At 38.1% G+C, this 15,412-nt stretch carries 15 protein-coding genes; 2 read left to right on the forward strand and 13 right to left on the reverse strand.

All coding sequences use genetic code 11. The features are described 5' to 3' along the window. Positions 1-121: 121 nt before the first annotated feature. The 6 genes from ACG94X_RS11500 to ACG94X_RS11525 all read right to left on the reverse strand — a co-directional run bounded on the left by ACG94X_RS11500 (position 122) and on the right by ACG94X_RS11525 (position 5,523). Positions 122-400: a hypothetical protein gene (locus ACG94X_RS11500; protein ID WP_419383863.1), complete on the reverse strand. Its 279-nt coding sequence runs from the start codon at positions 398-400 to the stop codon at positions 122-124. 108 nt (positions 401-508) lie between these two features. Then, on the reverse strand, positions 509-1,012 hold the full coding sequence (locus ACG94X_RS11505) for a DUF6586 family protein (RefSeq protein ID WP_419383864.1): 504 nt from the start codon (positions 1,010-1,012) through the stop codon (positions 509-511). Positions 1,013-1,172: 160 nt separating this feature from the next. Further along, positions 1,173-1,541 (reverse strand): ASCH domain-containing protein, encoded by a 369-nt coding sequence (locus tag ACG94X_RS11510; RefSeq protein WP_419383865.1) that lies wholly within the window; start codon positions 1,539-1,541, stop codon positions 1,173-1,175. A gap of 145 nt (positions 1,542-1,686) precedes the next feature. Next, complete coding sequence (locus ACG94X_RS11515) at positions 1,687-1,938, reverse strand: RNA recognition motif domain-containing protein (protein WP_419383866.1); 252 nt, start codon at positions 1,936-1,938, stop codon at positions 1,687-1,689. Between the two features lie 87 nt (positions 1,939-2,025). Next, entirely contained in the window at positions 2,026-4,017 is a 1,992-nt protein-coding gene (locus tag ACG94X_RS11520) for an ATP-dependent helicase (protein WP_419383867.1), read from the reverse strand. Positions 4,018-4,383: 366 nt separating this feature from the next. Further along, entirely contained in the window at positions 4,384-5,523 is a 1,140-nt protein-coding gene (locus ACG94X_RS11525) for a glycerate kinase family protein (RefSeq protein WP_419383868.1), read from the reverse strand. A 345-nt stretch (positions 5,524-5,868) separates the two neighbouring features. On the opposite strand from ACG94X_RS11525, the gene ACG94X_RS11530 reads away from it, so the two are divergent. After that, positions 5,869-6,318 carry a carboxymuconolactone decarboxylase family protein gene (locus ACG94X_RS11530; RefSeq protein ID WP_419383869.1) on the forward strand — a complete coding sequence of 150 codons (450 nt, stop codon included), beginning with the start codon at positions 5,869-5,871 and terminating at the stop codon, positions 6,316-6,318. 187 nt (positions 6,319-6,505) lie between these two features. Here the strand turns inward: ACG94X_RS11530 and ACG94X_RS11535 are convergent, their stop codons facing one another. The 7 genes from ACG94X_RS11535 to ACG94X_RS11565 all read right to left on the reverse strand — a co-directional run bounded on the left by ACG94X_RS11535 (position 6,506) and on the right by ACG94X_RS11565 (position 13,384). Next, positions 6,506-7,069 carry an HdeD family acid-resistance protein gene (locus tag ACG94X_RS11535; RefSeq protein ID WP_419383870.1) on the reverse strand — a complete coding sequence of 188 codons (564 nt, stop codon included), beginning with the start codon at positions 7,067-7,069 and terminating at the stop codon, positions 6,506-6,508. A gap of 137 nt (positions 7,070-7,206) precedes the next feature. After that, positions 7,207-7,965, reverse strand: a complete 759-nt coding sequence (locus tag ACG94X_RS11540) for a hypothetical protein (RefSeq protein WP_419383871.1) — start codon at positions 7,963-7,965, stop codon at positions 7,207-7,209. Between the two features lie 67 nt (positions 7,966-8,032). Then, entirely contained in the window at positions 8,033-8,479 is a 447-nt protein-coding gene (locus ACG94X_RS11545) for an NUDIX hydrolase (protein ID WP_419383872.1), read from the reverse strand. Positions 8,480-8,552: 73 nt separating this feature from the next. Beyond that, complete coding sequence (topA, locus tag ACG94X_RS11550; protein WP_419383873.1) at positions 8,553-11,195, reverse strand: type I DNA topoisomerase; 2,643 nt, start codon at positions 11,193-11,195, stop codon at positions 8,553-8,555. 27 nt (positions 11,196-11,222) lie between these two features. Beyond that, the gene (locus tag ACG94X_RS11555; protein ID WP_419383874.1) at positions 11,223-11,672 is read right to left on the reverse strand and encodes an ammonium transporter; all 450 of its coding nucleotides are present in this window, start codon (positions 11,670-11,672) and stop codon (positions 11,223-11,225) included. A gap of 214 nt (positions 11,673-11,886) precedes the next feature. Next, entirely contained in the window at positions 11,887-12,924 is a 1,038-nt protein-coding gene (locus ACG94X_RS11560) for a coiled-coil domain-containing protein (RefSeq protein ID WP_419383903.1), read from the reverse strand. 214 nt (positions 12,925-13,138) lie between these two features. Beyond that, a complete protein-coding gene (locus ACG94X_RS11565) occupies positions 13,139-13,384 on the reverse strand; it encodes a SlyX family protein (RefSeq protein ID WP_419383875.1) in 246 nt (81 codons plus the stop codon). Positions 13,385-13,418: 34 nt separating this feature from the next. Between ACG94X_RS11565 and ACG94X_RS11570 the strand changes: the two genes are divergently transcribed. Then, a complete protein-coding gene (locus tag ACG94X_RS11570; protein ID WP_419383876.1) occupies positions 13,419-15,323 on the forward strand; it encodes an ATP-binding cassette domain-containing protein in 1,905 nt (634 codons plus the stop codon). Positions 15,324-15,412 lie beyond the last annotated feature (89 nt).

A 15,412-nucleotide genomic window follows, 5' to 3' on the forward strand; every position in this document is an offset into this window, starting at 1 on the left:
CAAAAAAACAAAATCTCCCCCATCCTATTTTCAATCTTACATTTTCAGACATCAATTTTCAGGCAAAGAAAAACGCACTCAAGAGTACGTTTCATTGTATTTATAATTCAGAATAAATGAGTTAACTCATAAATTGTGGTTGCTCATCGACGACTTCAGCTTCCCATTCATTACTCTGTTTTTCGATTAATGCGAATAAAGCCGCTTGTACCATCTGTTGTGCAATCATTGGGGTTTGGTCACCAAACAATGCTTTCACTTCGTCACTAAATTGAATGATGACCAAAGGTTCTTTTTCAGAGCCAGCACTACACAAAGCCACGCCTCCACCTTCGAGTTGAACCAACTCTAAAACGGCTTCTTGGTGACCAAATAACTCTTTTAACTGTTCAATTGACATAAACCCTCCATGCTCAACATGGGGCAAAATACTGAATGTATTTTGCATCGTGTAAGTATTCTATATAGTCATTCAAAACAAAATTTCAAGTAAAACTCATCAAAAAGATCAGAATTCCACCATTTCATTACGAAAACCATCAATAAGCTGCGTTAAGTCACGGTGCCATTCTCTTAAAATTTTAGCATCTGGCAACCATGCTTGGGGAGTTTGAGTCACTTTAATAATCAAGTTTGATGATGTCTCATCTTCTGGTTCTGGTGCACTCGGTTCTGGTGCGTACTGGCACAGACGGTAAGCTCGTTTTAGTTCTGCAATAAAACCGTCTTTGGCTAGTTTTTGCATCACTAAAACCTCTGGTGAAACTTGTCCTTTAGCCGCCATATTTTCTTCGATTGATTTTAACGTCGGAGAAAAATCATTTAAACGGTAATAACGGACTAACTCTTGTAAAAATGCTAAAACTGAACCATGTAAATGAAACACTGCTGCTTCACGATGAGCTTGAGCTTGTTGTACATTTTCAGATTGCTCAGCTTGAACGCATGCAAGACGCGCAAAGTATAATTTCTGATTGGTGCGGTCTGCATGAAAGCGAGCGACTCTTGACATGAAAATTCCCTATAGTTTTGGCATTTAATACACATGTAGCTTAATCTTTATTATATAAAAATCACAATCATTTTTACTCACATCTAAGATCACTTTTGTGAATTATCTTCTAAAAAATTTAAGCATTTACAAATAAACAGAGCAATTTAAAACCATTAAATTAAAACGATTCAAGTTCTAATTCCAAACGATAAATTTTCCGCTTCGCAGGAACATCTTTATTATTTTGAATGGGGCGAACATTGCTAATCACCCATGCCCAATAGCCTGCTTCCCAATAAGTTGCACAAGCTGCGTCAAACTCATCTTGTTGCCACGCATGAACAGATTCGATGTCTACGATAGCAACAATTTTACCCATATCTTCATCATTTTCATTATTGAGAAAGCGTTGGTTTTCCACAATTACTAAATTTTTAAGCGGAAGTTGCTCAGGCTGCCATGAACGAATTTCTAGCGTTTTTAAGCCCTGAGCAATTTTTGTTGCACTAGGCGCGACTATGGATAAGGCATGATATTGTCGTTTCATCTTATTTTTCCAATATCCAAGTTACTTTGTATATTCTAATGATTTTCATTGTCAAACTTTATGGTGCCTAGCCCCACAATAAATTGACAATAAAAAGGAGCATCATTCGCTCCTTTCAATTTCGATCAAACCTACATGCGTAAATTTAAGCTTCTGGCTTCTCGTCAGCTATTTTCACACGAATACCATGACCATGTAAGCGTAAAGTATTTAAGCCTTTAACCGCTCTCACACCTTCACGAACATGTGGCATTTCTACAAATGCAAAACCTTTTGACTTACCTGTACTCGCATCCAATACCAAATTACACGAAGCCACAGTACCAAATTGTTTAAATAATTCAAGTAATTCTGGTTCAGTCACAGTGCGTTCTAAATTACGAACTAAAATTTTCATCTTACAACCTTAAATATAAAATAGGCAAAAAACATCAAAAAGCACTCGCCTACTCTACTTTTCGAATAAAAACATAATGACTATAGTTTAATCCAGATCAATCCCAAAATCTAAATTAATCACCTTTCGTTCGATCAATGCACTTTTTACAGTTTGTTCACGCTGTCTATAATGCGTTTCGGTGGTACATAAATGTCGTTTTAAATCATTCAGAAAATAGCTTTCAATCTTTTGGCCTTGCTTATCTGTTTGAGTATCCGCCCAAAAACTTAAATTTTGTTTGGTCAGGATGAGTTCGTTTTGCGCACGAGTTAATGCCACATAAAGCACACGACGCTCTTCCTCAACATTATCAAAATCACCCTGCGCACGTGCATTGGGATATTGCCCTGGGGAGACATTTGCCACATAACAAACTTTTTGCTCGGTTCCTTTAGCAGAATGAATAGTGATTAACGTCACGACATCATCTTGCGACTGACGTTCTATTTCTGAAATAGAAACAGGGTCAAGCACATATTCTTCTAAAAACTCACTGAGTTGGGAATGTTTAGAAGACAATTGTTTAACTAAATCAAAATCCCCAACTCGTTTATGCCAATCTTTCTTAGCATAATTTTCTTCAAGTTGATTGAGAATTGCTTCAACACCCAATTTTACACACGCTTCTACTTCATTTTTTAACACACTCATTTGCTTCATAATCAGCAAAGTATGGTCAGGAATACGTCCAAACTTTTCTAATTTTTCAGCAATTTTTTCAATATCTGGTTCAAGCAATAACTGTTGTGCAAGCTTACTTGCACTGACATCACCCACACCATTCCAAAGTGTTAAAAAGCGCATCCAAGCAATGTCATCCAAAGGATTTGCAATCACACGCAATAAACTAATTAAGTCTTTCACGTGTGCTGTTTCAAGCAATTTCATACCACCAATAAAGCGATACGGTACATTGGCTTGAATAAATGCTGCCTCGATATGACGAGCAGCAAAGCCTGAACGCACCAAGACCATGTGGTCATTCCATGCAGCACCTTCTAGTAAATGACGCTCTTTAATATCTATAGCGATCCACTTGGCTTCATCAAATTCATTCGGAAAAACGTGCATGCGAGGTTTTATGCCATCACCACGATAAGCTTCGAGTTTCTTATCATAATGAATGTGGCTCTCATCAAGCAGCCAATTGGAAATATCTAAAATTTCTTGCGTTGAACGGTAGTTTTTTTCTAATTTGAAAATCTGAGTGTTTGGAACACGTTCTTTAAAATGGTGAATATTTTCAAAATCGGCACCACGAAATCCATAAATCGACTGAGCATCATCACCCACACAAAACAGGGATGTTTTATCTTTTAAGGGTTCAAGAATCGCCCATTGTAAAGGATTAGTATCCTGCATTTCATCGACCAATAAGTGTTGGCACAACGACGCAACATAATCGACTAAACCTTCAGATTGAGCCAAAGCTGAAGCAACAACTGCAAGAATATCATCGTAATCCAAGAAAGAACGCGCTTGTTTACGTGCCTCGTATTCTTTCATTATTTCGGCAATTTGATCTTTATATTCTAAAAACTCAGGATGCTGTTTTTCTAAAGCTAAACTGAGTTTTTGACGTGTATTTCGAGCAAAAGAATATACGTCACACAATTGTTGAGGTTTTGGTAAGCCATTCGGATGCTTTTTGTCATCTTTACCACGAATCAAACGGAACAGCATCAATTGATCATCACGATCTATAATTGAAAATTGCTCTAACCCAAAAGCTTTCGGTACACGGCGCAATAAATACATGCAAAATGTATGAAATGTGGATGCACGTAACCCTTTCGCTTGATCACCTAGAGCCAATTCAACACGTGCCACAATTTCACTGGCTGAGCGACGAGTAAAGGTTAGAATTTGAATTTGGTTGGCAGGTACACCTTGATCAATCAGGTAAGCTGCTCGTGCCACAATGGTTTTAGTTTTGCCACAACCTGCTCCAGCAAGTACCAAGCTGTGTTTTGACTCTGTTGTTGCAGCTTGCTTTTGTTGCGGATTTAATTCATCAATCAGGTTGGCTAAACTCATTTTTACTCATCGGTGGGTGGATGAGGATAGTTTAACAGAGCTTGTTGGATATAATCCGATTTCAAAAAATGATAAGTCTGCATTTAACGTACTTGATTATTGAATCTGCGATTTTAAATTTTGTAAAATAAAATGAATAAAGATCCTATTGACCAATTTTTTAATTTTGACACTGAGAGCTGGGATCGTAACTAACTCATTCACCAATAAGTCTTTAATAACAAAAATAGTAAAAAAGCTGAATATTATTAAAATGATATATGAATACATAGATTGAAAAATAGACCATTTAAGTCATCATTGAATCAGTAAGAAAATTGCCTTTCTTTTGGAAGATACTAAGGCGGGGCCAAAATCACAATATATTCAAAGATTCATGCTCAAAATCCTCACCACATTTTCACATGTCCTTTCCAAATTTTTCTCACCATTTCTCAATGCTGTTTGTAAATCGCAAGCTCCTTCAACAATACCAAAAATTGCAGTAAAGCCTTCATCATAGAGTTCTTCAATACCCTCACCGATATAGCCTGAAAAAGCAATCGCGGGTTTATTTAACCGCTTTGCCACTAGTGCCACACCAAAAGGCGTTTTACCAAATTTGGTTTGAAAATCAATCCCACCCTCGCCAGTAAACACATAATCTGCTTGGGCAATTTTTTCCTCAAGTCGGGTTTCTTTAATCACGATTTCGACACCTGAACGGATTGTCGCTCCTGCAAATGCCATGAGCCCAAAACCCAAACCACCGGCTGCACCTGCGCCTGCAACATCTTGCTTCTGGAGATTTAACGTCGATTCTACAAGTTCGGCAAAATACTGAAGATTTTGCTCCAAAATTTCAACCATTTTGGTACTTGCGCCTTTCTGCGGTGCGAAGACTACCGATGCGCCATTTTCACCATACAATGGATTATTCACATCACTGGCGATAATAATGTCTATATTTTTTAAACGTGAATCTAAGTTTGAAATATCAATGCGTTGAATTTGATTGAGCTGCCCACCACCCAAAGCAACGTCGTTATCATGCTGATCTAAAAATTTCGCACCCAAAGCCTGTGCCATTCCTGCACCTGCATCATTGGTCACACTACCACCTAGCCCAATAATGATTTTAGTAACAGCTAAATCTAGCGCAGCTTTAATCATTTCACCTGTACCCAACGTCGATGTGATGAGTGGATTACGTTGTGATTTTTCAATCAGGTGAATACCATTCGCCATCGCCATTTCAATGACAGCCGTTTGATCATTTTCAATTAAGCCAAAATAAGTTTGAATTCGCTGATGTGTCAATGGCCCTGAAACTTCTATTGCAACTTTTCGACCATTCCGAGCTGCAACCAACGCATCGACAGTGCCCTCGCCTCCATCGGCCATCGGTACATGGATAAATTTTGCATCAGCAATGACTTTTTGAATACCACGTTGCATTGCGAAACACGCTTGTTCAGCAGTCATACTTTCTTTAAATGAGTCAGGCGCTAATAAAAAGGTTTTCATTATCCATAACTTTTAGGAAACTAAGATTATTAATAGCATAATTTATAATTTTGTATGGTCTTCTTTTTTATTTAAATATTGCTTTTCTTCATTTCTTAAATATAACTAGCAGACAAGCGTGATAAGTGTTGCGACAATTCCAAGAATTACACCTGTCCCCAGATCAATACTCATACTGTCCTGCTGTAAGTCTTTAACCATATAGTATATCGCACTCACCACTGCAGTAAGAATAAAGGAAATCTTATAAGTCTTATTCATCTTTTTATAAGCACAAATGCAACAAAGTGGGCATAATTTTATCGCTAAAATAAGAAATAACAACTCACTTAGAAGTAATAATTTATGCAACGTGTAAACCTTGGTAAGACCGCCCCAGAACTATATAAAACTGTCATCGAACTTGAAAATTTATCTATGCAAAAAGTTCAGCAAGCTGGGCTTGATGTTGGATTCTCTCATTTACTTAAATTAAGAGCGTCGCAAATTAACCAATGTGCTTTCTGTGTTCGTATGCATACCCAAGATGCAATTAAAGCGGGTGAATCAACTGATCGTATTGCGTTGATTAGTGCTTGGCGTGAAAGTGAATACTTTACGGAAAAAGAACGTGCGGCTTTAATTTTAATTGAAGAGATTACTTTAATTGCCAATCAACATTTTCCAGATAGCGCTTATGAACAAGCTGCACAGCATTTATCCAGCGATGAAATTACCGCGATTGAATGGATTGCGATTGTGATCAACACATGGAACCGTATCGCCATTTCTAGCCAATATAAAGTCGCGAAATAAGCTGAATTTCAATACTTAAATCATTTATCTAGGTAACACCTCGCTTTTCAGGAATGTTAATTGAGATAAGATTTAACTGAATACTGCTCTAGTTGCATAAATATTTACGCCAAAATACAAAACGCCTGATCTCATTGATCAGGCGTTTTGTTAAATACACATACGATTTAAAATATTAAGTGAAACCTTAATGACTCGCGGGTGGGATTTTTTTAATTGCCGCAGCAAAGGTCAGATAGTTCACTCCTTGAAATAAAATATCTACAGCTAAAAATAGACCAAGCACCCAAAATGGTGAATCTGGTGAAGCTAAAATAATTGCACCTGTTGCCAAAGTTAAAAGCCCTGAAAATAATGTCCATCCCCAACCAGACATTGGTTTTAGTATAAAGGCATTGAATATTCGAACAAATCCTGCGATCAACAGTGCAACAGCAAGTAAATTCGTTAAAATAACAGCCGTCGTAATAGGTGATTTAAAAGCATAATAGCCTGCGCCAATATACAACACGCCAAACAGCGCCCATAACCAGCGTAATCCACCATCAAAGATTTTAAATGCTGCAATCAGGTGTAAAACTCCACCGATCATCATTAAAGCACCAAACAATGCAACAACCGTCAATGTTGCCATACCCAGTGAAGCCAATAGCACTAATCCAAAGATCACCAATAAAGCTCCAAGCAGAAGATACCATTTACGGTTTTCATGGAGTTGATGACGAACTAAATCATTTCCTACAGTACGCATAATTCTTCTCTTGGTTGTTATTCATTCATTTTATTGTTGATCTAATTCAGGTGTTTGTCTGTATAAAATCTGCATCTATACCAGAATAAAGCTTTGTTTGAGCAGAATCTAAGCGATAAACAGCACAGCTCTATACGCTACTTCACCCACCCCATTTCTTGTGCAGTGAGTCGACTGATCATGGTATCTTCTAAATCTTCAGGTGTCTTGCTTTTGCTTTCTGAAAGCGCAATATAGCCGCCCATAATTTCTGCACGCTGTTGTGGATAACGTGGTTGTTGCTCAGGATTGGCATAGCCCGTCGGATAGAGTGGCTGTCCCGTTGTAAAATCATATTTGTCTTTTGCACCAAAGGTATGCAGTAACTCATGTACAAGAACGACTTTATTACTCGAACTTTGCTTTCGTGATGCAAATAAATTCACTGAGCCAATACGCCCACGTTCCAATGCAGTGGAGTGTTTCAATACTTTCTGCAATTTGGGATCATAATAATTTAAATACAGGGTCACCGATGGTGAGCCATCTTCGCCTTGATGTTGTTTCCACGCATAGAATCTAAATTTCAAACTCCATAAAATATTGTTCAAGACACTCTTTTTTTCAGGAAATTTGGGTGGTAACGTGGTCAGTTCTCGTCCCAGTTGAAAATGAAAAGCAATGGGTTGATCACGAAATTCCTTAGATTGGGTTTGCAGATAATTGACCATTTCACTCAAATCATCTGTAGAAATTTGTTGAATATATTGTGAAGTCGCTGCTTGTCCATCGGCATTTATTGGGTGCAACAAAACAATGATTGGTTTTGTCCAGTCTTGATGCATATCTCGCCATGTATCAACGGCAACAATCAATAAAATACATAAGAGCAAACTAACACGAATTTTTTTCCACATTTGACATCTGCCCTTATGAATAAATACAGCAATTTCCAATATAATGAGTACGCTTAAAATGTAAAAATTATTTGATTTCCAACATCATATTTGGCTCGTGTAACACGAAGTTTTCCCAAACAAAATCATAAAGTTTTCTTTGATTGGAAAATACGACTAAGCCTTTTGCTTCTGTTAAATTACACCACTTATATTCTGTATGCTCATGATTTAGAACCACAAGCTGATTTTCCTTACAAAATCCAACAAAAGCAGGGATCATTTCAATCACATTCAAACTAGCTTCATAAAACTGTTCCAAATAATCGGCACTAAATAATTGCTTCACCTGAATTGCTGTTTCTTCACCAATTTCACGCAAGATTGCTTGAGGCGCTGTTTCATTTTCTTCTATTTTTCCCGCAACATGACACCAAAAGTCACCTTTGACACGCTTCATCAATAAAATTTTTAACTCACCCTCTATTTCTGAGAGTAAAACACCCGATACAATAATTGAACGAATAGGAATCATAATAAGCCTACATTTTTAAATTTTAGATATAAAAAATGCTAACCGAAGTTAGCATTTAAAGATGAATCAAAGCTTAAGCTTCAACCCATTTTCCATCACGGTAAACCATACTCCACTTGGTTTGTTTACCTTCAGCATTTTCAGAACCGACATATTGCTCTTGGTTCTTACGACTGAATTTTACCAGTGTTGGATTACCGTCTGGATCTTGATCAGGTGCATTCAATATAAATTGATACTTTGGATCTAATTGCTCTGCAACACTACGAAGCTCCGAAACCTTTGGTGCACGTGTTTCACGGACTTTAGGAAACTTACTTGCTGCCAAGAATAAACCTGCAGCACCATCACGAAGGACAAAAAAATCATCGTGTTTGGTTGAACGCAAATGTTCCATTTTAATTGGGTCTACACGCGGAGGCGCAGGTTGACCACTCTTTAAAACTTTACGCGTATTGTCACAACTGGTACAAGCGAAGTACGGACCAAAACGCCCTGTCTTCAATTGCATTTCACCATCACATTTGTCACATGGAATACTTGGGCCATCGTAACCTTTAATTTTGAACTCGCCTTCTTCAAGCTCAAAACCATTACAGTCTGGGTTGTTACCACAGATATGTAATTTACGACCACCATCGATCACATAGCTATCCATTGCAGTTTCACAAATTGGACAACGTTTTTTCGACATTAAATCGGCAGTTTCCGCACCATCATCATCAGAAAAAGCAGCCAATGACTCGACTGGCATTAGATTTAACGTACCCTTACAGCGTTCTTTCGGTGGCAAGTTATAGCCCGAACATCCTAAGAATACACCAGTCGTGCCCGTGCGAATCTGCATTGGACGATCACATTCTTTACAATGTACCGCTTCAACTTCTACAGGTAAATTACGGCGCATACCGTTTTCACCCTGTGCAGTCGTCAAACGTTTCTTAAAATCGCCATAGAAGTTATCGAGTAGCTCTTTCCAATTACGTTCACCATCGGCAACTTTATCCAACTGAGCTTCAAGATCGGCTGTGAAGGCATAGTTCATAAGGTTGTTAAAGTTTTCATCCAAACGGTCTGTCACAATCTCGCCCATCTTCTCTGCATAGAGACGACGGTTATCGAGTTTGACATAACCACGATCTTGAATGGTAGAAATAATGGCAGCATAAGTCGATGGACGACCAATCCCTTTTTTCTCTAATTCTTTAACCAATGATGCTTCGGTAAAACGAGCAGGTGGTTTAGTAAAATGTTGTGATGGATCAAGTTTTTCAAGTTTGAGTACTTCACCAACTTTTACAGCAGGCAGTAAAACATCATCATCAGCTTTGTTGGCGCCACGAACTTTAGTAAAACCATCAAAAACTAAAGTACGACCTTTCGCTTTCAACTCAACGCCATTGGCATCGACTAAAATTGTAGATGATAAGTATTCCGCAGATGTCATTTGGCAAGCAACAAACTGACGCCAAATTAAGTCATAAAGACGCTGTGCATCACGATCTACACCAACCAGCTGATCGCCTTTTAGTGCAACAGTCGATGGACGAATCGCTTCATGGGCTTCTTGTGCGCCTGCTTTATTACCATAGTAATTAGGTTTCGCAGGTAAATATTTTGCACCAAACTCAGTCTCGATATGACCGCGTACCATGCTCACTGCATCATTACTTAAGAAGGTTGAGTCAGTACGCATATAGGTAATAAAACCTGCTTCATACAAACGTTGCGCCATCGTCATGGTTTTCTTCACAGAGAAACCTAAACGTGTACTTGCCGCCTGTTGTAAAGTCGAGGTGATATACGGCGCGCTTGGATTCACCTTGGTCGGCTTATCTTCACGAACTGAGACTTTATATTCCGCATCATTCAGTATTTTCAATAAAGCATCTGTTTGTGCTTTATTTTGCAATTTTAAGGTTTTACCACCTTGTTTAACTGCTTCTAAACGAATGTCATCTTTTTTAGATTTTGTATCTGCAAAAACTTGCCAATATTCTTCAGGAATAAAAGCACGAATTTCTCGTTCACGTTCAACGACAAGTTTTGTTGCAACAGATTGTACGCGACCTGCCGATAAACCACGGGCAATTTTTTCCCATAGCAATGGTGAAACCATAAAGCCAACGACACGGTCTAAAAAGCGACGTGCCTGTTGTGCATTAACTTTGTCGATATCAAGGCGAGAAGGCTGTTTAAACGCTTCCTGAATGGCATTTTTAGTGATTTCGTTAAAGACCACACGTTGATAACGTGATTCATCTCCACCAATCACTTCTTTTAAATGCCAAGCAATTGCTTCCCCTTCCCTGTCCATATCCGTTGCGAGGTAGATTTCGTCAACTTGAGAAGCCAGTTTTTTCAGTTCAGCAACAACATGCTCTTTACCTGGAAGAACCTCATATTTGGCTTTCCAGTCATGTTCTGGGTCTACACCCATGCGGTTAACTAATGCCGATTGAGCTTTTTCAGCTTTTTGTTCATCGGTCAATTTGACACGTGATACAGGTTTTTTTTCTGAAGTTTTACTTGAACCACCCGTAGGTAAATCACGAACGTGACCCACAGACGATTTTACAATGTAATTTGAACCCAAATATTTATTGATGGTTTTCGCTTTTGCAGGCGATTCCACAATCACTAAGGCACGCTTTTTTTCAGCAGTGGGAGTCGTTGCTGTTGTGCTTGTAGATGCGGACCGAGGAGCTTTCGCCATAAGAACCGGTAATCCTATTATTAAAAGTTAAATTTCAGCCAAATGAAGTAAATATGCTTTCATATCTTCTAACTGTGTCGCTCTGAGATCAGATTCTTCATCCCAATACATGCCCACACAGTTTGCCTGCATATCAATAGCATAAATCCCTTTTAATGCAATGGGAAAATCTTTAAATTTCTCGTCACCTTGAATGACTTGAAGTTTTTGATCTTCTACACGAGCTCGCATTAACGGAAGACGTGCTTCTGGTTTCAGGACACTATAATAAGCAACCATACTTGCACGGTTTTCTGTTGCTTTTGGAATACCTGTCCACTCTGGTGCAGCCACCAAACGTGGGTGTAAACCCATTTTTCGTGCTTTATCACGCATTAAGCCCAAAGCTTTCTCTCTCGGACTTACTTTTAAGCCGAAAATTGAGCCTAATACAAAAACAACGATGATGATCGCAACCCAAAGACCCGTGTGTTCCATAGTTCACCTTTTTAATCCTATATTAGAGTTGCATAAGCTGAATATAAAACGCAAGTTTGTCAGATAAATTAATTTACACGAGGGTTAAACCAAATTGATTAAAAATGTGCTAATCAATTGAATTAAATATTTTTTATATAAAATAAAAGCACATTACCGTCGTTAAATTCAAAACAAAAAAATTAAACAATTTGACCTATCTAGCGTAATTAACTCAATTCAAATACATTTCGTGGCTATAGATCACTTCAAGTCCATTCCAAGAAATGTAGCCTTTTTCAATTAATTCTTTCAGTAGTAATCGGATATCAGACTTAGGAAATAACTGTTCCAAAACATCACGTAATTCATAAATATCTTTCGGTTTATCCGATTTTAATTGGTTTAATTTATGAATCATTTGCATTTGTACGGGATCAATTTTATTGAAATTTTTAAACAATACCTGTTGTACTGCTTCAACTGAATCCTGTTGTTCTATTTCATTTGAAATTTGCTTTGAATCAAAACGGATTTTTTCTAAAATTTGGTCAATTTTTTCTAACTTCAAGCGAGGCTGAACTTTTGAGCCATTGGCAATATCTAAATCACTTTCAGCGCGCCACAACTCTAGTTCCGTCCATTTTTTCAAGATTTTTTTACGATATGAAACTTGTTCATTAAGTCGTTTAACAATTTTTAAATTAATGAGTAATCCAACCATGTGTTGGGCATTTTCAGGAACAATTTGTAGAATATTAACAATAGAATTTTTTAATTTTTCAACCGTATTTGGCTTACCTGACATTTCCCACAAAGCATCACAATACTTCTTAACCATCTGTAAATAAGGTTTTCCGTGAATGGTTTCTAGTCTCGGAATAACAACATTGTCGGCTTGTGACTCTCTATCTAATTGAATTTTTATCAAACTACAATCTAAATCTGAACTTTGCAGCAACTCAATTAATAAATCACTGTTTGGCATTGCCGAAACCACTTCAACATGCGTATCAGACTCAAGCAGTGCCATGAGTTGCCCAACGACAACAGCATAATCATATTCTTTTAGCGATGCTTTCGGTGTTTCTAAAATAACGATTTGACCGCTACTCACCCAATCAGAAAATTCAGTTAAATCTTCAAGTGAATATTGAAATTGCCCCGTACAATTAAACATATATAAAGTTGGATAATGCTCAACAATATCTCTCAACATTTGTGCTGAAGGCATATTTTGTTCAAGATCCATTAAAACAACTTTATTGTGCATGGTCAAAATTAGGTCATATTTTAGAAAGGGAGCATTACAACGAGCTTTAAACAAAAGGTCAAATAAAATAGTCAAATAGTTTTCTATTTTATTCACCTCAAATTCTCAAACGAGATCCTTTTAGCTCTTTACATCGCATGCTTATAGCAGCCTGTTGTCGAGCAAAAAACCTCTATTTGCAATAAAAATAAAGCCACTATAGAAAATCTAAAACTTAATAATGCGGTGGACGGTTGCTCATTGGGTCAAATACTGCAATACCTTCTGACAAATCAGAGGATTCCATTCTTTGATACAATATTCGCATTTGTTTTTGTAAATCAGCTAGTTCTAAGCTTTGTTGTGCAACTTGGTCATTTAATTGTTCGACTAAATCATCTAAAAATGCAATTCGGACTTGCAAATCTTCTATGGGTGCGGACAATGGCGCCTGATCATCAAAATTTTTATGTTTAGTCATTTTAAGTCCTCATTGGGGATGTTTAGGAAACTGTATGGCCTATATTACTTTAAGGGATGTCCAACTTGCGTTTGGTGGACCCGCCCTGCTCGACGGCGCAAACTTCAATTTAGAACGTGGCGAGCGAGTCTGTTTGATTGGTCGTAACGGTGAAGGTAAGTCTACTTTACTCAAACTGATAGAGGGAAGTTTATTACCAGATCGTGGTGAAGTTGCCTTACAAAATGGTATCACCATTTCCATGCTTGCACAGGATGTCCCGATGGACTCTGGCAAAGTTGCAGACATCGTTGCCGATGGTGCAGGTGAAGCTGCTCAAGTGCTTAAAGAATACCATGAAGCAAGCGATGCTTGTGTATTGGGTGATATGGAAGCTTGTGACCGTATGGGTAACCTACAGCACAAACTTGATTTATTAGATGGTTGGGCTTTAGAAACTAAGGTCAATTCTATTCTAAGCAAAATGGGTCTAGACCCTGAAGCCGATTTAGCCGATTTATCAGGTGGTCGTAAACGTCGTGTGTTACTTGCTCGTGCTTTATTGACGCAGCCAGACGTTTTACTTCTAGACGAACCAACGAACCATTTGGACGTTGAAAGTATTGAATGGTTAGAAAAATTCTTACTTGATCAGAATAATTTAACGTTACTGTTCATTTCGCATGACCGTTCATTTGTAGACAGTATTGCGACCCGAATTGTTGAATTAGATCGTGGAACTTTGCGTAGCTATGAAGGTAACTATTCACGTTACCTAGAATTAAAAGCAATGCAAATGGAAGCCGAAGAAAAGCAAAATGCTTTATTCGACAAACGCTTAGCAGAAGAAGAAGTCTGGATTCGTCAGGGTATTAAAGCCCGTCGTACACGTAATGAAGGTCGTGTTCGCGCACTGAAAGACTTACGTGAAGAATCTAAAGCACGTCGTTCACAGCAAGGCAAAGTGAACATGGCAACGCAAGATGCTAACCGCTCGGGTAAATTGGTGTTTGATATTGAACATCTAAGTGTTGCCTTTGGTGATAATGCACCGATTATCAATGATTTCTCTGCTTTGGTTTTACGTGGCGATCGTATTGGTTTAGTTGGCGACAACGGTGTTGGCAAAACAACATTGGTCAAAGCAATTCTAGGCGAGCTTGAACATGGCGGTACTGTTAAAACAGGTACACAGCTTGAAGTTGCTTATTTTGACCAGCTTCGTAATGCTTTAGACCTAGAAAAAACTGTTCTAGCAAACGTTTCAGAAGGTTCTGACTTTGTTGAAGTAAATGGTGGTCGTCGCCATATTTACAGCTATTTACAAGACTTTTTATTCTCTCCTGAACGTGCCCGCACACCTGTAAAAGCACTTTCTGGTGGTGAACGTAACCGTATTCTTTTGGCAAAACTACTACTCAAACCATCGAACTTAATTGTCATGGATGAGCCAACCAATGACTTGGATATGGTGACTTTAGAATTACTCGAAGAAATGTTGAGTGGCTATAAAGGTACATTATTGCTGATCTCGCATGACCGTGCATTTATGGACAATGTCGTGACATCGACATGGGTATTTGACGGTAAAGGTCACATTGATGAATACATTGGTGGTTATCAGGATTATTTAGAACAACGCCCTGACCAAACTGCAGTAGACCAAAAAAATGATATGAAAAAAGCATTGGCAAAAGCGGAAGCAAGTGCTGCCGCTGCTGCACCCAAAAAAGTCAAACTTAGCTATAAAGACCAACGTGCTTTAGAGCAATTACCTGCGGAAATGGAAGCTCTTGAAAAAGAACAAGCGGACATTAATGCAAAACTTGCTGATGGCACTCTATTTGTTTCGGATAATGCCCAAGCGATGAAGCTTTCTGCACGTTTAACCGAGATTGATGAGCTGCTACTTGAAAAATTAGAGCGTTGGGAACAATTGGAAGAAATGACGAAAGGTTAATGCTTTTCTGATTCTGATCGTAAAAACTCCGCCATAGTGCGGAGTTTTTTACAGGTTTTGAAAATATATGATCACAATCCACTCAATCT

Origin of the sequence: Acinetobacter psychrotolerans (assembly GCF_048552595.1) — a bacterium.
Lineage (GTDB): Bacteria > Pseudomonadota > Gammaproteobacteria > Pseudomonadales > Moraxellaceae > Acinetobacter.